This window comes from Aquincola sp. J276, from assembly GCF_024700035.1.
Classification (GTDB): Bacteria; Pseudomonadota; Gammaproteobacteria; order Burkholderiales; family Burkholderiaceae_C; genus Aquincola; species Aquincola tertiaricarbonis.
Genome location: NZ_JAJONC010000001.1, coordinates 2,503,932 through 2,522,585, shown reverse-complemented (window position 1 = coordinate 2,522,585; position 18,654 = coordinate 2,503,932). Strand labels below are relative to the sequence as shown.

Annotated in this window: 15 protein-coding genes; 10 read left to right on the top strand and 5 right to left on the bottom strand. The window is 71.1% G+C overall.

What is annotated here, in order from left to right; genetic code table 11:
- The first annotated feature begins 5 nt into the window (after positions 1 to 5).
- The gene (locus tag LRS14_RS11565; RefSeq protein WP_046112828.1) at positions 6 to 833 is read left to right on the top strand and encodes a carbon-nitrogen hydrolase family protein; all 828 of its coding nucleotides are present in this window, start codon (positions 6 to 8) and stop codon (positions 831 to 833) included.
- A gap of 32 nt (positions 834 to 865) precedes the next feature.
- Here LRS14_RS11565 and LRS14_RS11560 read toward each other — a convergent pair whose 3' ends face one another.
- Complete coding sequence (locus tag LRS14_RS11560; RefSeq protein WP_046112827.1) at positions 866 to 2,107, bottom strand: FAD-dependent monooxygenase; 1,242 nt, start codon at positions 2,105 to 2,107, stop codon at positions 866 to 868.
- Between the two features lie 57 nt (positions 2,108 to 2,164).
- On the opposite strand from LRS14_RS11560, the gene LRS14_RS11555 reads away from it, so the two are divergent.
- The 5 genes from LRS14_RS11555 (at position 2,165) to LRS14_RS11535 (ending at position 8,223) form a co-directional block, all read left to right on the top strand.
- The gene (locus LRS14_RS11555; RefSeq protein WP_046112826.1) at positions 2,165 to 3,205 is read left to right on the top strand and encodes an SPFH domain-containing protein; all 1,041 of its coding nucleotides are present in this window, start codon (positions 2,165 to 2,167) and stop codon (positions 3,203 to 3,205) included.
- Positions 3,206 to 3,341: 136 nt separating this feature from the next.
- Complete coding sequence (locus LRS14_RS11550) at positions 3,342 to 4,811, top strand: DUF4178 domain-containing protein (protein WP_257799618.1); 1,470 nt, start codon at positions 3,342 to 3,344, stop codon at positions 4,809 to 4,811.
- A gap of 19 nt (positions 4,812 to 4,830) precedes the next feature.
- Positions 4,831 to 5,052 (top strand): DUF350 domain-containing protein, encoded by a 222-nt coding sequence (locus LRS14_RS11545; RefSeq protein WP_198156923.1) that lies wholly within the window; start codon positions 4,831 to 4,833, stop codon positions 5,050 to 5,052.
- Between the two features lie 7 nt (positions 5,053 to 5,059).
- A complete protein-coding gene (locus LRS14_RS11540) occupies positions 5,060 to 6,631 on the top strand; it encodes a polyamine aminopropyltransferase (protein ID WP_257799617.1) in 1,572 nt (523 codons plus the stop codon).
- A complete protein-coding gene (locus LRS14_RS11535) occupies positions 6,607 to 8,223 on the top strand; it encodes an FAD-dependent oxidoreductase (RefSeq protein ID WP_257799616.1) in 1,617 nt (538 codons plus the stop codon). Before LRS14_RS11540 ends, LRS14_RS11535 begins: the two co-directional genes overlap by 25 nt.
- Here the strand turns inward: LRS14_RS11535 and LRS14_RS11530 are convergent.
- The 3 genes from LRS14_RS11530 to speD form a co-directional block, all read right to left on the bottom strand.
- Positions 8,216 to 9,655: a GGDEF domain-containing protein gene (locus tag LRS14_RS11530; protein ID WP_083440514.1), complete on the bottom strand. Its 1,440-nt coding sequence runs from the start codon at positions 9,653 to 9,655 to the stop codon at positions 8,216 to 8,218. The genes LRS14_RS11535 and LRS14_RS11530 overlap by 8 nt on opposite strands.
- Positions 9,656 to 9,748: 93 nt before the next feature.
- The gene (gene murU, locus LRS14_RS11525) at positions 9,749 to 10,450 is read right to left on the bottom strand and encodes an N-acetylmuramate alpha-1-phosphate uridylyltransferase MurU (protein ID WP_257799615.1); all 702 of its coding nucleotides are present in this window, start codon (positions 10,448 to 10,450) and stop codon (positions 9,749 to 9,751) included.
- Positions 10,447 to 10,818: an adenosylmethionine decarboxylase gene (speD, locus tag LRS14_RS11520; protein ID WP_046112820.1), complete on the bottom strand. Its 372-nt coding sequence runs from the start codon at positions 10,816 to 10,818 to the stop codon at positions 10,447 to 10,449. The genes murU and speD overlap by 4 nt, the downstream gene beginning before the upstream one ends.
- A 79-nt stretch (positions 10,819 to 10,897) precedes the next feature.
- Here speD and tkt point away from each other — a divergent pair, with 79 nt between their 5' ends.
- The 4 genes from tkt to LRS14_RS11500 all read left to right on the top strand — a co-directional run bounded on the left by tkt (position 10,898) and on the right by LRS14_RS11500 (position 17,942).
- Positions 10,898 to 12,940 carry a transketolase gene (gene tkt / locus LRS14_RS11515; protein WP_257799614.1) on the top strand — a complete coding sequence of 681 codons (2,043 nt, stop codon included), beginning with the start codon at positions 10,898 to 10,900 and terminating at the stop codon, positions 12,938 to 12,940.
- A gap of 51 nt (positions 12,941 to 12,991) precedes the next feature.
- Positions 12,992 to 13,993 carry a type I glyceraldehyde-3-phosphate dehydrogenase gene (gene gap / locus LRS14_RS11510; RefSeq protein WP_046112818.1) on the top strand — a complete coding sequence of 334 codons (1,002 nt, stop codon included), beginning with the start codon at positions 12,992 to 12,994 and terminating at the stop codon, positions 13,991 to 13,993.
- A 108-nt stretch (positions 13,994 to 14,101) separates the two neighbouring features.
- The gene (locus LRS14_RS11505) at positions 14,102 to 16,066 is read left to right on the top strand and encodes a S8 family peptidase (protein WP_257799612.1); all 1,965 of its coding nucleotides are present in this window, start codon (positions 14,102 to 14,104) and stop codon (positions 16,064 to 16,066) included.
- A gap of 118 nt (positions 16,067 to 16,184) precedes the next feature.
- Positions 16,185 to 17,942 carry a S8 family peptidase gene (locus LRS14_RS11500; RefSeq protein WP_257799611.1) on the top strand — a complete coding sequence of 586 codons (1,758 nt, stop codon included), beginning with the start codon at positions 16,185 to 16,187 and terminating at the stop codon, positions 17,940 to 17,942.
- 19 nt (positions 17,943 to 17,961) lie between these two features.
- Here LRS14_RS11500 and LRS14_RS11495 read toward each other — a convergent pair whose 3' ends face one another.
- Positions 17,962 to 18,636: a hypothetical protein gene (locus LRS14_RS11495; RefSeq protein WP_257799610.1), complete on the bottom strand. Its 675-nt coding sequence runs from the start codon at positions 18,634 to 18,636 to the stop codon at positions 17,962 to 17,964.
- Between the last annotated feature and the right edge of the window lie 18 nt (positions 18,637 to 18,654).

Here is an 18,654-nt window from a genome sequence, read left to right as displayed (position 1 = left end):
AGCGCATGAAGATCGCCGCCCTGCAGATGGTGTCCACGCCGGATGTGGACCGCAACCTGGAAGCCGCCGCCCGGCTGATGGCGCAGGCCGCGCGGCAGGGCGCCGCGCTGGTGGCGCTGCCGGAATACTTCTGCCTGATGGGCCGGCGCGACACCGACAAGCTGGCCCATGCGGAGCCGCTTGGTGAGGGGCCGATACAGCGCTTCCTGGCCGGCGCGGCGCGCGAGCACCAGCTGCTGGTGATCGGCGGCACGCTGCCCCTGGCCACGCCCGATCCCGCCCGCGTGCGCAACAGCTGCTGCGTCTACGGCCCGCAGGGCGAGCTGCTGGCGCGCTACGACAAGCTGCACCTCTTCCGCTATGACAACGGCAGCGAGCGCTACGACGAAGCCGCGGTGCTGGAGCCCGGCGACGCACCGGTGGTGGCCGATCTGCCCGCGCCCGGCGGCGGCCTGCTGCGCGCCGGCCTGTCCATCTGCTACGACCTGCGCTTCCCCGAGCTGTACCGGACGATGAGCTTCCAGCCCGGCGCCGCGCCCTGCGACCTGATGAGCGTGCCCTCGGCCTTCACCTACACCACCGGCCGCGCGCACTGGGAGCTGCTGCTGCGCGCCCGCGCCATCGAGAACCAGTGCTACGTCATCGCGCCGGCGCAGGGCGGCGTGCACGAGAACGGCCGCCGCACCTGGGGCCACAGCATGGTGGTCGACCCCTGGGGCGAGGTGCTGGCCGTGCAGCCCGAAGGCGAGGGCGTGGTGATGGCCGAGCTGGACCCGGCGCGGCTGGCGGCAGTGCGGCAGCAGCTGCCGGCGTTGGGGCATCGGCGGCTGTAGCCACCAGGCCCGGGCGTCGCGCCGCTGGCGGCCTACCGGCTGCCGAACATCATCTGCCGCGCCAGCGCTTTCTTCGCCGGGCCCAGCTTGTCCAGCACGGCCAGCCCCAGGCCGCGGGCTGCGGCCATGCCGGGCCAGGTCCAGGTGAAGCTGCGGGCCAGGAAGTCGGTGGCGGCGATCATCGTCCAGCGGTCCAGGCCGCGCTGCCATTCCACCTTGCGCAGCGCGCCGTCGATGTCGACATGGCTGTGCGCCAGCCGCGCGGCCTCGCAGGCATGGCGCAGGGCCTGCGCCAGCGCATAGGCATCGCGCAGGCCCAGGTTCAGGCCCTGGCCGGCCACGGGGTGCAGCGTCTGCGCGGCATTGCCGATGCGGATCTGCCGGCCGCGCACCAGCGTGCGCTCGGCGGCCAGGCCCAGCGCGAAGTGCTTCAGCGGCGACACCGCCACCAGCCGGCCCACGTCGGGCGGGAAGATGGTGTTGAGCACCGCCAGCCGCTGGGTGTCGTCCAGGTCCTTCACCGGGTCGTCGTCGGCCGGCACGCACCACACCAGCGCCGCGCGGGCCTGGCCGTCCCCGCCTGTCGGCAGCGGCAGCAGGGCCGCGGGGCCATGGCGCGTGAAGCGCTCCACCGCCATGCCGGGCCGGCCGCCCTGCAGCGTGACGGTGCCGACCCAGGCGGTCTGCCGGTAGTCGTGCGACAGCCGCTGTCCGCGTTCCGCCGGCAGCGCCATGCGCTCGGCGAACACGCCGCCTTCGGCCACGATGGCCAGGTCGAAGGTGTCGGCCACGCCGGCGTCGATCTCCACGCCGCCGGGCACGTCCTTGATGGCGGCCACCGGCATGCCGAAGCGGGTGTGCAGCCGCTGCGGCGCCAGCGCCACCTCGGCTTCCCAGCGGCGCTGCAGCGGGGCCACCAGGGCGCCGTACGGCAGCACCGCACCCAGCATCGGCACGCCCTGCTCGGCGGCGGTCAGGCGCACCTGCGGCAGCAGCTTCCGCGAAGGCAGCGTGGGCGGCTGCTGCGACACATGCACCTCGGTGATCGGCTGCGCGCGGCCGCCTTCCCACGCGCCCAGCCGCTGCAGCAGGTGCACGCTGCCCAGCGACAGCGCCAGCGTGCGTGGGTCGGCCGAAACGTCGCGGTCGGTCGGCCGCGCATCGAACAGCGAGACCTGCGCGCCAGGCAGGTTGCGGGCGGCCAGCAGGGCCAGCGCCAGCCCGGCAGGGCCCGCGCCGACGATGGCCAGGTGGAGGGAAGGTGGGGTGGTCACGCCGCGTATTATTCGCCGCGACCCGGGCAGCCGCCCCGGGCAACCAGGAGCGTCACCATGGCCTTGATGGACTTCATCAAGAAGCAGTTCATCGACATCATCGAATGGACCGAGCAGCGCGATGGGGTGCTGGCCTGGCGTTACCCGATGGCCGACCGCGAGATCCAGAACGGCGCCTCGCTCACGGTGCGTGAATCGCAGCTGGCGATGTTCGTCGACCAGGGCCAGGTGGCCGACGTGTTCGGCCCCGGCATGCACCGGCTGACCACGCAGACGCTGCCGGTGCTCACCTACCTGAAGAACTGGGACAAGCTGTTCCAGAGCCCGTTCAAGAGCGACGTGTACTTCTTCGCCACGCGGCAGCAGATCGATCGCCGCTGGGGCACCAGCCAGCCGGTGACCATCCGCGACAAGGACTTCGGCGCCGTGCGCCTGCGTGCCTTCGGCAACTACGCCTACCGCATCGTCGATCCGAAGCTGTTCCACACGCAGGTCTCGGGCACGCGGGAGACCTACACGGTGGACGACCTGGACGGCCAGCTGCGGGGCCTGATGCTGCAGCACATCAGCGACGCTGTGGCCGGCAGCGGCATTCCCTTCCTCGACCTGGCGGCCAACCAGGTGGAGTTCGCGGCCCAGCTGCGCGAAGCCACCGGGCCGGCCTTCGCGGCCCTGGGCCTGGCGCTGGAAAGCGTGACGGTGCAGAACGTGTCGCTGCCCGAAGAGCTGCAGAAGATCCTCGACCAGAAGATCGGCATGGGCATGGTCGGCAACGACATGGGCAGGTTCATGCAGTACCAGACGGCGCAGTCGCTGCCCAAGTTCGCCGAGGGCGCGGCTGCCGGCGGCGGCGTGGTGGGCGACGCGATGGGCCTGGGCGCCGGCGTGGCGCTGGGCCAGGTGATGGCGCAGCAGCTCAACCAGGGCCTGAAGCCCGAGGCGCCCGCCGCCGCGGCGGGGGCGGCCGCGCCCGCCGGCATCGCGCCCGACGAGGTCATGGCCACGCTGGAGAAGCTGGCCGACCTCCACGCCAAGGGCGTGCTCACCGACGACGAGTTCAGCGCCAAGAAGTCGGAGCTGCTGAAGAAGCTGGTGTGACCGCAGGGCGCTGAACCCCGGTGACACCCCTTCGCAACGCGCATGGCGCGCGGCCTGCCCGAACTGTGGTGCGCCGGTCGATTTCCAGTCGGCGGCTTCGGCCAGCGCGGTCTGCAGCTACTGCCGCAGCACCTTGGTGCGCGAAGGCGATGCGCTGCGCCGCATCGGCCAGAGCGCCGAGCTGTTCGACGACCATTCGCCGCTGCAGCTGGGCGTGGCCGGCCGGCTGCAGGGCGAGCCCTTCACGCTCGTGGGCCGGCTGCAGATGGCCTATGCCGGCGGCAGCTGGAACGAGTGGCATGCGCTGTTCGACAACGGCCGTTCGGGCTGGTTGAGCGAGGACAACGGCGGCTACGTCGTCGCCTTCGATGCACCGCCGCCGGCCGACGCGCCGGCGCCTGCGCAGCTGCGGCCCGGCGAGCGCCGCAGCATCGGCGGCCAGGCCTGGGAAGTGGCGTCGGTGCAGCAGGCCACGCTGCAGGCCGCCGAGGGCGAGCTGCCGCAGCCGCCGGCGCTGGGCGCCGCGTTCACCGTGGCCGACCTGCGCAACACGCGCGACGAGGTGGCCACGCTGGACGACATCGCCGCGCCGCGGCGGGGCTGGTCGATCGGCCGGCCGGTGCGGCTGGCCGAGCTGTCCCTCACCGGCTTGTCGGAAGCCAGCGAGAAGACGCTGCGTGGCCGCAGCTTCGAGTGCCCAAACTGCGGCGCGCCGCTGCAGCGGCGGCTGGACAGCACGAAAAGCATCGTGTGCGGCCAGTGCCGCGCGGTGGTCGACCTGTCGCAGGGCGTGGGCGCCGACCTGGCGCACTACACGCAGGACAGCCCGGCCGGCCATGCTGCGCCGCAGATTCCGCTGGGCAGCACCGGCACCATCGCGCTGGGCGGCGAGCCGCTGCCCTGGCAGGTGGTGGGCTACGTGGAGCGTGCCGAGCTGCCCGACGACCCGGAGGACGAGCAGGTCTTCTGGCGCGAATACCTGCTGTACCACCGCACCGCCGGCTTCGCCTTCCTGGTGGATGCGGAAGACGGTTGGAGCTGGGCCCGGCCGATCACCGGCGTGCCTGAGCGCGCGGGCCAGCACATGAAGTGGCAGGGCGTGCAGTACAAGCCGCTGTACACCTACACCGGCACCGTCACCTGGGTGCTGGGCGAGTTCTACTGGCGGCTGCAGCGCGACGAGCGCACCCGCAACACCGACTACCAGGGCCTGGGTGCCGATGCCCGCAAGCGGCTGAACCGCGAAGCCGCCGGCAACGAGGTCACCTGGTCCGCCGGCCAGGCGCTGGAGGCCGCGACGGTGGCACGCAGCTTCGGCCTGCCCGACGACCGGCTGCCCGGCCTGCAGCGCGACGGTGCGCCGCTGCAGGGCAGCTCCACCGGTGGACTGCTCAAGCCGCTGCTGATCTTCGGCCTGTTGCTGCTGCTGATCCTGCTGCTGTCGCGCTGCGGCAGCGATGATTGCGACGGGCTGCGCGACACCTTCGGCAGCAACAGCAATGAATACCGCCAGTGCGTGCAGTCGGGCGGCGGCGGCGCCGGCTACGGCCGCGTGGGCGGCGGCTCCTACGGCGGCTTCAGCACCGGCGGCGGCGGGCACAAGTGACCAAGAGGAGAACACGATGATGGGTTTTGAATGGCTGCGGCCGGCGGCGGTGTTCGGTTCGCTGCTGTATGCCTTGATCGGCGTGCTGGTGTTCTGGATCTGCTTCGTCGTCATCGACAAGCTCACGCCCTACGACCTGTGGGCCGAGATCGTCGAGAAGCGCAACACCGCGCTGGCCATCGTGGTGGGTGCCATGTGCATCGCCATCGGGCTGATCGTCTCGGCCGCGGTGCACGGGTAGCGGCGACGTGACCGCATGCGCGGCGCCGGTGGGCGCGGCCCGCATCGCGCCGGCCGAGGTGGCGCTGCTGGCCTCGGTGTTCGTGGTGGCGGCCTGCGGGCTGGTCTACGAGCTGGCTGCGGGCGCCCTCGCCAGCTACCTGCTGGGCGATTCGGTGCTGCAGTTCTCCACCATCATCGGCAGCTACCTGTTCGCCATGGGCATCGGCTCCTGGCTCTCGCGCTTCGTGGAGCGGCAGCTGGTGGCGCAGTTCCTGCGCATCGAGCTGCTGGTGGGCCTGGTGGGCGGGCTGATGCCGGCGGCCCTGTTCATCGCGCACAGCCTGCTGCCAGCCTCGGCGCTGCTGCCGTTCCGCATGCTGCTGTACGGCCTGGTGCTGCTGGTGGGCACGCTGGTGGGGCTGGAGATCCCGCTGGTCATGCGCATCCTCAAGCGGCAGTTCGGCGAGCGTTATGCGCTGCGCGAGCTGGTGTCGCAGGTGCTCACCTTCGACTACCTGGGCGCGCTGGTGGTGGCGCTGGCGTTTCCGCTGCTGTTCGTGCCGCAGCTGGGGCTGGTGCGCACGGGCCTCTTCTTCGGGCTGCTGAATGCGGCGGTGGCGGTGTGGGCGCTGTGGCTGTTCCGCGGCGAGCTGCGCCGGGTGCGCGCACATGCGCTGGCCTGTGCCGCGGTGGCCGGCGTGCTGCTGCTGGCCTGGGCGCAGGCCGACCGCATCACCACCTGGGCCGAGGACCGCTTCTACGGCGAAGGCGTGGTGCTGCGCTCCAGCAGCGACTACCAGCGCATCGTCGTCACCTCGGGCGCGGCCGGCGTGCGGCTGTTCCTCAACGGCAACCTGCAGTTCCACTCGCGCGACGAATACCGCTACCACGAGGCCCTGGTGCACCCGGCCATGGCCGCGCACGGCGCGCCGCGGCGGGTGCTGGTGGTGGGCGGCGGCGACGGCATGGCCGTGCGCGAGGTGCTGAAGTACCCCACCGTGCAGCAGGTGACGCTGGTGGAGCTGGACCCGCAGATCACGCGGCTGTTCGCGCAGCAGCCGCTGCTGCGCCAGCTGAATGCCGACGCACTGCATTCACCGCGGCTGCGCATCGTCAACACCGACGCCTTCGCCTGGCTGGACCGGAGCACCGAGGTGTTCGACGTCATCGTGGTCGACTTCCCCGACCCCACCAACTTCGCGCTCGGCAAGCTCTACACCACCAGCTTCTACCAACTGGTGGACCAGCACCTGGCGGCCGACGGCTACGCGGTGGTGCAGACCACCAGCCCGCTGGTGGCGCGCCGCAGCTTCTGGACGGTGGCCGCCACCATCGAGGCCACCGGCCTGGCCACCACGCCGTACCACGCGCATGTGCCCAGCTTCGGCGAATGGGGCTTCATCATCGCCAGCCGGCGGCCCTGGCGGCAGCCCGCGGCGCTGCCGGCCGGGCTGCGCTTCCTCACGCTGGAAGGGCTGCCGGCGCTGATGCAGTTTCCGCCCGACATGGCGCGGCTGCCGGCGCAGCCCAACCGGCTTTCCAACCAGCTGCTGGTGCACACCTTCGAGGAAGAATGGGGCCGGGTGCACCAGCCCTGAACCGCCGCGGCTGGCTGCGCGGCGCAGCCTCGGCGGTGGCGATGCCCTGGCTGGCCGGCTGCGGCCGCGGTGCGCAGCCGCAGGCACCGGCCCTGGCCGGCGGCTGGGTGGGCGCCGACCTGCAGCGCGGCCACCGCCTGCGCGACGGCACCTCGGCCACCGGCGGACCGCTGCGCCGCACCCAGGTGCTGGTGCTGGGCGGCGGCATCGCTGGGCTGGCCACCGCGCGCGCGCTGCTGCAGCGCGGCGTGGCCGACGTGCACCTGCTGGAGCTGGAAGACGACGCCGGCGGCAACAGCCGCGGCCATGTGATGGGCGGCATGGCCTGCCCGCTGGGCGCGCACTACCTGCCGGTGCCCGGGCCCGCGGCGCCGGAGCTGCGCCAGTGGCTGGAAGAACTCGGGCTGTCCCGCCAGCAGGCCGGCCGCACGGTGTACGACGAACGCCACCTGTGCCACAGCCCGCAGGAGCGCCTGTTCATCGACGGCGCCTGGGTGGAGGGCCTGCTGCCGCCGGCCGCGCCCGGCTCGGTCACGCTGGCGCAGTACCGCCGCTTCGCGCAGGCGGTGCGACAGGCGCAGCAGGAGGTCGGCTTCGCCATGCCCACGGTGGGCAGCCGGTGGACGTCCGCCCATGCAGCCCTCGATGCACGCAGTTTCGCAGCCTGGCTGGACGAACGCGGCCTGCACGACGAGCGCCTGCGCAGCCACCTGGACTACTGCTGTCGCGACGACTACGGCGCCGGCATCCGCACCGTGTCGGCCTGGGCGGGCCTGCACTACTTCGCCAGCCGCCACGGCTTCCATGCACCGGGCGAGGAATCGGAAGCCGAACCCGTGCTCACCTGGCCCGAAGGCAATGCCTGGCTGGCCCGCCGCCTGGCGCAGCCGCTGGGCGCCGACCGGCTGCACACCGGCTGCCTGGCGCTGCGGGTGGAGGCCGGCCGGCACGAGGTGGCGGTGCAGGCGTGGAACGTCCGGCTCGACCGCCCCGAGCGCTGGGTGGCCCGGCAGGTGGTGATGGCCATGCCGCTGTTCATCGCGCAGCGGCTGCTGGCCACGCCGCCGCCCGCGCTGGCCGAGGCGGCCGCGGCGCTGCGCCATGCCCCGTGGCTGGTGGCCAACCTGCAGCTGCGCGAGCCGCTGCTCGACCGCCTGGGCGCCGCACCGGCCTGGGACAACGTGCTGTACGGCAGCCGCATGCTGGGTTACGTGGATGCGATGCACCAGCAGCTGCGCCCGCATGCCGGCCCCACCGTGCTCACCGCCTACTGGGCCTTGCCGGAGGCGGATCGCGCGCCGCTGCTGTCACGGCCCTGGCAGGCCTGGGCGCAGCAGGTGGTGGACGAACTGGCCACCGTGCACCCCGACCTGCCGGCCAAGCTGCTGCGCGCGGACCTGGTGCGCCACGGCCATGCCATGGCCATTCCAGCGCCGGGCGTGCGCGGCCATCCGGCGCTGCAGGCCCTGGGCGGCCCGCAGCCTGCGGGCGCACGGCTGCACTTCGTGCATGCCGACCTGTCGGGCTATTCGGTGTTCGAGGAGGCCTTCACCCGCGGAACCCGGCTGGGCCGCGCACTGGCCGTCAGCTGAGCTTGGAAAAGCCGCTGCGCCGGTCGAGCTGCCGGTTGGCATAAAACGCGCGCTTGGACTCGTACATCTTCTGGTCGGCCTCGTGGATCAACGCCTCCAGCCGCGCGCCGCTGTGGCCGGTGGCCGCGCCGAGCGAGAGGTGCAGCGGCGCGCTGGCGTGGTACTGGTTGTTCAGCGCCAGCAGGTCGCGCAGCTGCTCCACCACGCGCTGGCCGCCGCGCTCGTCCATGCCCGGCAGCAGCAGCGCGAACTCGTCGCCGCCGATGCGCGAGGCGCTCATCTGGCCTTCCAGCAGCTTGCCCAGCACCTCGCCGGTTCGGCGCAGCAGCGCATCGCCGGCGGCATGGCCGCCGCGGTCGTTGGCGGCCTTCAGGCCGTTCAGGTCCAGCATCACCACGGTGATCGGCCAGGGGCCGCGGCGCTCCAGGCGCTGCAGTTCCTCGATGAAGTAGGAGCGGTTGGACAGGCCTGTGAGCACGTCGTGGCGGCCCAGGTATTCCAGGTAGGCCTCGGCCTTCTTGCGGGCGGTGATGTCGGTCAGCGAGACCAGCACCTGGTCCCAGCGTGCCTCGTGGCCGGGCAGCACCGAAAACTGCAGGTACACATGCAGCTTGTCGCCGTTGAGGGCGTAGTTCACCACCTCGCGCTGGTGCGTCAGCCGGCCTTCCCACAGGTCGATCAGCTGCTCGGTGAAGTTGGCGCGCATCTCGCCGCGGAAGACTGAATCCAGCTGCGCGAGCAGCGCCGCCTTGTCGGGCGCCTGGAACATCAGCAGCGTCTGGCGGTTGACGTCCAGCACGCGGATCTCGCGCATGCAGCGGTCGACGAACTCGGGGTGCACGTCGAGGAACACGCGGAAGTCGACGATGCCCTTGGCGCGCACCTCGTCCAGCAGGCGGCGGATGCTGCTGAAGTCTTCCACCCACAGCGACACCGGCGAATGCTCGAACAGCCCGCGGGCGTACTGCTCGCTGGCGCGCAGGGCACGTTCGGCGCGCGCGCGGTCGGTCACGTCGTCGATGGCGATCAGCACGCGGCTCCAGTCGTGCTCATGGCCGGGCAGCACCGTGGCTTCCAGCGTGATGGCCAGGCGGCGGCCGTCCAGGCTGTAGTTCACCGTCTGGCTGCTGAAGTGCAGCCGGCCTTCCCACAGCTGGGCCAGCTCCTCCACATGCTGGTCGAGCATGTCGTCGCGGAACACCTGGTCCAGGTTCTCCACCAGGTGCTCCAGGCTGCGCGCGCCGAACAGCGACAACGTGCGGCGGTTGACCCGCAGCAGCTGGATGCGGCGGGCACATTCGGCCACGCGCTGCGGGTCGGCGCGCAGCCAGCCGCGCAGGTCGGTCACGCCCTCGGCGCGCCAGCCTTCGAACAGCGGCTTCAGGCCCGAGTAATCCTCCAGCCACAAGGACACCGGGGCCAGTTCGAACATCTCCGCATACACGTCGGCCAAGACTGAAGACTCCTGAAGCGCTGGGGCTGAAGCGGCCGATTCTGCAACGGCCGGCGGCCTCCCCGCCCGGGCTCAGCCGAGCGAGGCCAGGCGCTCCGGCGTGCCCACGTCGGTCCAGGCGCCGTGGTACAGCTCGGCCTGCAGGCGCTGGCGGCGGATGGCGTCTTCCAGCAGCGGCCGCAGCGGCAGTCGCCGGCCCACCGGCACGTTGACGAACATCGCCGCGCGGTACAGGCCGATGGACGACCAGGTGTAGCGCGGCTCGCCATCGGCCAGGGCCAGGCCCTGGGGCGACAGCGCGAAGTCGCCTTGCGGATGGTGCGGCGCATTCGGCACCAGCCACAGGTGGGCCAGCGCGGGGCCGGCGGCAAAGCGGGCGGCCGCGTCGGCGCTGAACACGAAGCCCGGCGTGAACACGTCGCCCGACACCACCCAGAACACGTCGTCCGGGCCATCGGCCAGCGTCGGCAGCACCTTGGCGATGCCGCCGGCGGTCTCCAGTGCGCCGCCGTGGTCGCGGCCTTCGAAGCTGTAGCGGATGCGCAGGCCCCAGCGGCTGCCGTCGCCCAGTGCGGCCGGGAACTGCTCCTCCAGCCAGGCGGTGTTGATGACCACGTCCCGCACGCCGTCGCGGGCCAGTGCTTCCAGGTGCCATTCGATGAGCGGCTTGCCACGCACCGGCAGCAGCGGCTTGGGCGTGTGGTCGGTCAGCGGGCGCATGCGCTCGCCGCGGCCGGCAGCCAGGATCAGGGCCTTGGGGGCAGGTGGGTTCATGTCGGCTCGGTCGGCATGCCCCGCAGCAGCTGCTGACGCAGCACCTGCGTGGGCTGGAAGGCATCGAGCAGGCTGTCCAGCAGCCGCTGCGCGCGGGCGGAGTTGTCGCTGCCCAGGTTGCACACGTACACGTCCAGCGTCACCGCGCCCAGCTCGGGCCAGGTGTGCACCGCCACGTGGGATTCGGCCAGCAGCACCATGCCGGTCACGCCCTGCGGCGCAAAGCCGTGGAACAGCTCGCCCACCGCATGCAGCCCGGCGGCCTGCACGGCGCCCAGGCACAGCATGCGCAGGGCCTGGCGGTCGGTCATCGCCGGGGCTGCCGCGGGGCAGCCTTGCAAGTCGGCGGTGAGGTGCAGTCCGTGCATGGCCGGCGATTATGGTGGGGCCCCTGGCCTAAAATCCCGCGCTCAGCACCCCCCTCCGCGCCGCGCCCCGGCACACAGCATGAGTTCCACTCCCCCAAGCAATCCCCAGCCCGCCGAAGCCACCATCATGGCCAACGCGGTACGCGCACTGGCCATGGATGCCGTGCAGCAGGCCAATTCCGGGCATCCCGGTGCGCCGATGGGCATGGCAGACATCGCGGTCGCGCTGTGGGGCCGGCACCTAAAGCACAACCCGGCCGATCCGCTGTGGGCCGACCGCGACCGCTTCGTGCTGAGCAACGGCCACGGCTCCATGCTGATCTACGCGCTGCTGCACCTGACCGGCTATGCGCTGCCGCTCGACGAGCTGCGCAAGTTCCGCCAGCTGCACAGCAAGACGCCCGGCCACCCTGAGGTGGACATCACCCCCGGCGTGGAAACCACCACCGGCCCGCTGGGCCAGGGCATCACCAACGCGGTGGGCATGGCGCTGGCCGAGAAGCTCCTGGCGCACGAGTTCAACCGCCCCGGCCATGCGGTGGTCGATCACCACACCTACGTGTTCCTGGGTGACGGCTGCCTGATGGAAGGCATCAGCCACGAGGCCTGCGCGCTGGCCGGCGCCTGGAAGCTGGACAAGCTGATCGCCATCTACGACGACAACGGCATCAGCATCGACGGCCAGGTCACGCCCTGGTTCATCGACGACACCGCCAAGCGCTTCGAGGCCTATGGCTGGTCGGTCATCGGCCCGGTGGACGGCCATGACGCCGACGCCGTGGACGCCGCCATCGCCAAGGCCAGGCAGGGCAGCGGCAAGCCGGTGCTCATCATCGCCAAGACCACCATCGGCAAGGGCTCGCCCAACCGCGCCGGCACCGCGAAGGCGCATGGCGAGGCGCTGGGCGGCGAGGAGATCGCGCTGACGCGCGAAGCGCTGGGCTGGTCGCACGAACCCTTTGTGCTGCCCGACGAGGTGTACACCGCCTGGGACGCGAAGGAAGCCGGCGCCGCCGCGCAGGCTGAATGGACCCAGCGCTTCGATGCCTACCGCGCCGAGTTCCCCGAGCAGGCCGCCGAGCTGCTGCGCCGCATGCGCGGCGAGCTCCCCGCCACCTTCGCCCAGCATGCAGTGGACGCGATGGTGGCCGCGCACGAGAAGGCCGAGACCGTCGCCTCGCGCAAGGCCAGCCAGCTGGCGCTGGAAGCCTTCACCCGCGCGCTGCCCGAGCTGCTGGGCGGCTCGGCCGACCTTACCGGCTCCAACCTCACCAACACCAGCAGCACGCCGGCGCTGCGCTTCGACGAGCAGGGCACGCCCAACGGCGGCCGCCACATCAACTACGGCGTGCGCGAGTTCGGCATGGCCGCCATCATGAACGGCGTGGCGCTGCACGGCGGCTTCATTCCCTACGGCGGCACCTTCCTCACCTTCAGCGACTACAGCCGCAACGCCATCCGCATGGCCGCGCTGATGAAGCGCCGGGTGATCCACGTGTTCACCCACGACTCCATCGGCCTGGGCGAAGACGGCCCCACCCACCAGAGCGTGGAGCATGCGGCCTCGCTGCGGCTGATCCCGGGCCTGGACGTCTGGCGCCCGGCCGACACCACCGAGACCATCGCCGCCTGGACCATGGCCATCGGCAATGCCAGCCGCCCCAGCGCGCTGCTGCTCAGCCGCCAGAACCTGCCGTACCTGCCCAAGGCGCAGCTCGACGAGATCAGCAAGGGCGCCTACGTGCTGGCCGAGCCCAGCGAGGTGGGCCTGAAGAAGAAGCCGCAGGCCGTGATCCTGGCCACCGGCAGCGAGGTGGGCCTGGCGCTGCATGCGCAGCAGATGCTCGCGGTGCAGGGCATCGCGGTGCGCGTGGTGTCGGTGCCCAGCACCACCGTGTTCGATCGCCAGAGCGTCGCCTACAAGACGCAGGTGCTGCCGAAGAACCTGCCGCGCATCGCGGTGGAGGCCGGCGTCACCGACTTCTGGTGGAAGTACGGCTGCGCCGCCGTGATCGGCCTCGACCGCTACGGCGAAAGCGCCCCGGCCAACGTGCTGTTCAAGGAGTTCGGGTTCACCGCGGACAACGTGGCCGCCACCGTGCGCAAGGTGCTGCGCGGCTGAAGACGTTGCAGTACGAAGTCTTGTTTTTCACCTACCGAGGAGATTGATCCCATGGCTATCAAGATCGGCATCAACGGCTTCGGCCGCATCGGCCGCATGGTGTTCCGCGCCGCAGTGCAGAACTTCGCGGACGACATCGAAGTGGTCGGCATCAACGACCTGCTGGAGCCCGACTACCTGGCCTACATGCTGAAGTACGACAGCGTGCACGGCCGCTTCGAGGGCGATGTCTCGGTCGACGGCAACACGCTGATCGTCAACGGCAAGAAGATCCGCCTGACCGCGGTGAAGGACCCTGCCGAGCTGAAGTGGGACGAGATCGGCGCCGACATCGTGGTCGAGGCCACCGGCCTGTTCCTGACCAAGGAAACCGGCCAGAAGCACATCACTGCCGGTGCCAAGAAGGTGGTGATGTCGGCTCCGTCGAAGGACGACACGCCGATGTTCGTCTACGGCGTGAACGACAAGAGCTACAAGGGCGAGACCATCATCTCGAACGCCTCCTGCACGACCAACTGCCTGGCCCCGGTGGCCAAGGTGCTGAACGACACCTTCGGCATCAAGCGCGGCCTGATGACCACGGTGCATGCGACCACCGCCACGCAGAAGACCGTGGACGGCCCGAGCAACAAGGACTGGCGCGGCGGCCGCGGCATCCTGGAGAACATCATCCCCAGCAGCACCGGCGCGGCCAAGGCGGTGGGCGTGGTGATCCCCGAGCTGAACAAGAAGCTCACCGGCATGTCGTTCCGCGTACCCACCTCCGACGTGTCGGTGGTGGACCTGACGGTGGAGCTGGAGAAGGAAGCCAGCTATGCCGACATCTGCGCCGCCATGAAGGCCGCCGCAGAAGGCCCGATGAAGGGCGTGCTGGGCTACACCGAGGACAAGGTGGTCTCCACCGACTTCCGCGGCGAGGCGCGCACCTCGGTGTTCGATGCCGAAGCCGGCATCGCGCTGGACAAGACCTTCGTCAAGGTGGTGTCCTGGTACGACAACGAGTGGGGCTACTCGAACAAGGTGCTCGAGATGGTCCGCGTGATCGCCAAGTAGGCGCCTGGCGTTCTCTCAAAAAGGGCCCGCCTTGGCGGGCCTTTTTCGTGGGCGCTCCGCCATACGTCCGGCAACATCGGGTCACCTCCATTTGCCTACACTCGGCCCATGAAAACGCTCCTGCTGCCCATGGTGTTGGCTTTTGGCGCACTCACCGCCCACGCGGAACGGGCTCCCCGCCTCCCCACGCTGACCAACGCCGCCATCGCCAGCGAAGCGCGCGTGATCGTCAAATTCAAGGCAGATTCCAGCACGCTGCGGGCGCGGGCGTTGTCGGCGACAGCCGGTCGAGATTCGGTAGCCTTGATGCTGAACGAACGGGCTGGGCTGCTGGGAAGCCGCGCGGGCGTCTCGCTGTCGAGCGGGAGTCCTGCGGGAGAACGGGCGCAGGTGGTGATGGCGAGTGGCATCACCAGCGAGCAGTTGGCTGCACGGCTGTCAGCGGATGCGGAAGTGGAATACGCAGAGCCCGACCGGCGCATGACCCGACTGGCGGTGCCGAACGACCCGTACTTCTCCTCGCGTGACGCCGCGGTCACTCCGGACGTCGGGCAGTGGTTCTTGCGGGCACCTTCCAGCGACTTTGCGTCTTCGATCAACGCGGTTGGTGCCTGGAACCAAAGCAGGGGTGGGGAGGGAAACGAGCGCGTGATCGTGGCTGTCCTCGACACTGGTGTGCGGCGCGACCACCCAGATCTGGCGAGCAAGTTGGTCCGCGGTGCCGACATGGTGGCCGATATCGACATCGCCAACGATGGCGGCGGCCGGGACGACGACCCCAGCGACCCGGGCGACTGGGTCAGTGGCACCGAAGCCAACACAGGGAAGTTCACTGGCTGCTCCGAGGCGCCCAGTTCCTGGCATGGCACGCAGGTAGCTGGGATCGTGGGTGCCGAAACAGACAACGGCATAGGCGTCGCTGGAACGGGTTGGAACGTTCGCGTGCTGCCCGTTCGTGTTTTGGGCAAGTGCTACGGCAACGAGTCGGACATCGCCGCCGGCATTCTCTGGGCTGCGGGTGTGCCGGTCGCCGGAATGGAGGCCAATGCCACTCCTGCAAGGGTCATCAACCTCAGTCTTGGTGGTACGGGCAGTTGTGGCCGGACCTATCAGGAAGCAATCAATACCGCCGTAGCGCGGGGCGTCACAGTGGTAGTGGCAGCAGGCAACAGTGCCGGCCACGCAGTGGGGGCGCCGGGCAACTGCGCCAACGTCATCACGGTCGGCGCATTGCGCCATGTAGGCACCAAGGTGGGTTACTCCGACGTGGGGCCACAGGTGACGTTGAGTGCGCCCGGTGGCAATTGCGTGAACCTGGACAGTGGCCCGTGCCTGTACCCCATCGTGACGACCTTCAACACCGGCGCCACCGTGCCTGGAGCTTCCGGGTACACCGACTATGTGGCGAACTCGAGCGTCGGGACGAGCTTTGCATCACCGCAGGTGGCCGCGGTGGCCGGACTGATGCTAAGCAGTCAGCCCACGCTCACACCGTTGGGCGTCAAGGTGTTCCTCCAGCAAGGCGCTCGCGCGTTTCCGACGACCGCTCCTGCCGAGCCGGGATCGAGCGCCACGGCGCAGTGCCGTGCGCCCAATGGAATCGACCAGCTGGAATGCTTTTGCACAACGTCCACGTGCGGCGCCGGCATGCTCGATGCAGAAGCCGCGGTGCGTCTGGCATCTACCGCCGCAGCGGTGGTGGTGCCTGTGGTCAGCGCACCTCCCACGGCGTCGGCCGGCGAGGCGTTCAGTGCTTCCGTCAACGGCACCGTGGAGCCGTCCGGGCGTGAGATCGCTTCAGTGCGGTGGCAGGTCATCAGCGGCCCCGCTGCGCTCGGCACCACAGCCACCGAGCGGACAGTGACGGTGCTGCCGAGCGGTAGCGGCGATGTCGTCGTGCAAGTCTCCGTGACGGACGTGCTCGGGTTTCAGAGCACTGGCACTGCCACCGTGGCCGTGTCGAGCGCGGGCACGGGCGGCAGCGGTGGCGGTGGCGGAGCGGTCTCCCTGGCTTGGCTGCTCGGCCTGGCGGCTGCTTGCACGGGGCTGCTGCGCCGACGACTCCATCCCTAGTTCGCCCTCCTCAGGACACGCGGAGGGCTGCCGATAATCCGGCATGAGCCGGGTAACAGTGTGCAGTCTGCTGGTCTTGAGCCTGGCATGGGGTGTGGCGCCGCCTGCGGGGGCCGCCGTGGATGGTCTGATCGTGCAGCTTCGCGGTGCGCCTGCGCATTCGGACCGCTCGCGGGCACAGGCACTGGCTGCGCCGGCGTCCGGCCAGCGGCTGGACGGCGAGGCCCGCCGCTGGCAGCAGGTGCTGGCCGCTGCACCGCAGCCCGCCGGCGCGCCGGGCCTGCAGCCCCAGGCCGTGGGCAGCGCGGCCTACCTGCTGCGCACCGGCCAGGCGCTCACCGCCGCCCAGGCCGACGAATGGGCGGCGCGGCTGCGGGCCCAGCCCGATGTGGCCTGGGTGGCCGCCAATGTGCGCGAGCCGCGCCTGCAGGCCACCACACCCGACGATCCGATGTTTGCCAGCGGCGGCCACAACCAGTGGTGGCTGAAGCCCGCCTCGGGCGGCGACCAGATGCCCTTGGCCGCCCGTCTGCGCGGCGTGGCCGGCTTTGCCCAGGCCTGGCAGCGCAGCACCGGCGCCCCGGCACTGGCCGCCGCCCGCGTCGCGGTGCTGGACACCGGCATCACCCCGCACCCGGAGCTGGCCGGCCACCTGCTGCCGGGCCACGACTTCGTCACCGACGTCGCGGCCGCCAATGATGGCGACGGACGCGATGCCGATCCCAGCGACCCTGGCGACTGGATCGACGAAGCCGACCGTGCCCGCAGCGCGTTCCGCGATTGCGAGGCGGCCCGCAGCTCCTGGCACGGCACCATGACGGCCGGCATGCTGGCCGCCGGCACGCACAACGCCACCGGCGTGGCCGCCATCCACTGGGATGGGCGTGTGCTGCCGGTGCGGGTGGCCGGCAAATGTGGCGCGGCGGTGGCCGACATCATCGACGGCATGCGCTGGGCGGCCGGCTTGCCGGTGCCCGGCGTGCCGGCCAATCCCCATCCGGCGCGCATCATCAGCCTGAGCTTCGGCGGCCCGGGCGCCTGCAACCCGGCCTACCAGCAGGCGGTGGACGAGCTGCGGGCTGTCGGCGCGCTGCTGGTGGCTGCCGGCGGCAATGGCCATGGCGCCCTCACGCGGCCGGCCAACTGCCCGGGGGTACTGGGCGTGGTGGCCCTCAACCGCGACGGCTTCAAGACCACCTATTCCAACTTCGGCCCGCAAGCCGCCATCGCCACCGTGGGCGGCGACCCCACCGATGGCGCCTGGGGACCGGTGCTGTCCGACGGTGGGCTGCTGTCCATCTACAACGACGGCGCGGCCGGACCGGGCCAGGGCGGCTACGCCTACCTGTTCGGCAGCAGCTTTGCCGCGCCCGGTGTGGCCGGCACGTTGAGCCTGATGCTCAGCGTGCATCCGTCCATGACGGTGGCCCAGCTGGAGGCGGGCCTGCGTGCCAGCGCCCGGCCCCATGTGCAGTCGGCGCTGATCGGTGCCTGCAGCGATGCCAATCCCGGCCGCTGCGTGTGCAGCACCGCCACCTGCGGCGCCGGCATCCTGGACGCCGACGGCGCGCTGGCCCATGCGCAGGCCCTGGCCGCCGGGCGCGAGCCCCCACGCACCAGCGCGGTGGCGGCCCAGCTGGACAGCGCCGAGCTGCGCCAGGCGGTGGCCCTGGGCGCGGACCGTGCGGCCAACGTGGTGGCGCCGCCCGCGGCCCCGGTCGAGCCGGTGGCCGACGGCGGCGGCAACCAGGACGGAGGAAGCGGCGGCAGCGGCGGCGGTGGCGGCGCAATCAGCGCTGCGCCGTTGGCCGCACTGGCGTGGGCGGTGTCGCTGTTGCAGGCCGCCCGGCGGCTGCGCCGCCGTCACCCGGGCTGAGTCCCGACGCCGCGGCCGATCAGCGCGGCTTGCAGGCTTCGAAGCCGCCGGCCAGCGCGGTGGGCGGCAGGGCCACCAGCTGGGCAGCCACGGCGGCGGTGGCGCGTTCCACCCGTAGCCGGTGCTGCGCACGCGGCGGCGCCAGCACCACCACGCGGGCCGAACGCACCCCGCGCGAAGCGGCGACCGCCAGGGCGGCATCGGCTTCCTCGCGCGTGTGGAAGTGGCCCAGCGACAGGCCGTTGTCCAGCTCGGGCGGCGCCTTCACTTCCTCGAAGCCCACCTTCAGGCGGCGCAGCTCCTCGGTCTTCTTCTGCAGCGCCTCGCGGGTGGGGTAGCGACCCATGTACACCAGGTAGCTGCCCGGCAGGTCGACCGAGATGCGGTGCCAGCTGCCGGTAGGCAGCTCGGCCACGGCCAGCTCGGCAGCGCCCACGTCTGCGTCGGAGAACGGGCCGGCTTCCATGCAGGCGCCCTGGGCGGCCTGCGCGGCGGCCGAGGCGGCTTCCGCCAGCGCGGCACTGGCCGCCTCGGGCGGCAGCAGCTTCACCGAATCGGGCTGCACCTGCCGCGCCACGCGCTCCGGCTCGCGTTCCCGGTGGCTGGGGCCCAGCAGCGGGTCCAGCCAATGTTCGGTCCAGGCGAAGAACAGCGCATTGGCCAGCAGCAACAACAGGACGAGGGTTCTGAGCATTCAGGGTCCGGGGATAAA

What these genes read in the sequence shown, in the direction of transcription:
- tkt (WP_257799614.1), top strand. Translation starts at nt 10,898, where the DNA reads ATGAGTTCCACTCCCCCAAGCAATCCCCAGCCCGCCGAAGCCACCATC.
- gap (WP_046112818.1), top strand. Translation starts at nt 12,992, where the DNA reads ATGGCTATCAAGATCGGCATCAACGGCTTCGGCCGCATCGGCCGCATG.
- LRS14_RS11530 (WP_083440514.1), bottom strand. Translation starts at nt 9,655, where the DNA reads ATGTTCGAACTGGCCCCGGTGTCCTTGTGGCTGGAGGATTACTCGGGC.
- LRS14_RS11565 (WP_046112828.1), top strand. Translation starts at nt 6, where the DNA reads ATGAAGATCGCCGCCCTGCAGATGGTGTCCACGCCGGATGTGGACCGC.
- murU (WP_257799615.1), bottom strand. Translation starts at nt 10,450, where the DNA reads ATGAACCCACCTGCCCCCAAGGCCCTGATCCTGGCTGCCGGCCGCGGC.
- LRS14_RS11505 (WP_257799612.1), top strand. Translation starts at nt 14,102, where the DNA reads ATGAAAACGCTCCTGCTGCCCATGGTGTTGGCTTTTGGCGCACTCACC.
- LRS14_RS11555 (WP_046112826.1), top strand. Translation starts at nt 2,165, where the DNA reads ATGGCCTTGATGGACTTCATCAAGAAGCAGTTCATCGACATCATCGAA.
- LRS14_RS11545 (WP_198156923.1), top strand. Translation starts at nt 4,831, where the DNA reads ATGGGTTTTGAATGGCTGCGGCCGGCGGCGGTGTTCGGTTCGCTGCTG.
- LRS14_RS11495 (WP_257799610.1), bottom strand. Translation starts at nt 18,636, where the DNA reads ATGCTCAGAACCCTCGTCCTGTTGTTGCTGCTGGCCAATGCGCTGTTC.
- LRS14_RS11535 (WP_257799616.1), top strand. Translation starts at nt 6,607, where the DNA reads ATGGGGCCGGGTGCACCAGCCCTGAACCGCCGCGGCTGGCTGCGCGGC.
- speD (WP_046112820.1), bottom strand. Translation starts at nt 10,818, where the DNA reads ATGCACGGACTGCACCTCACCGCCGACTTGCAAGGCTGCCCCGCGGCA.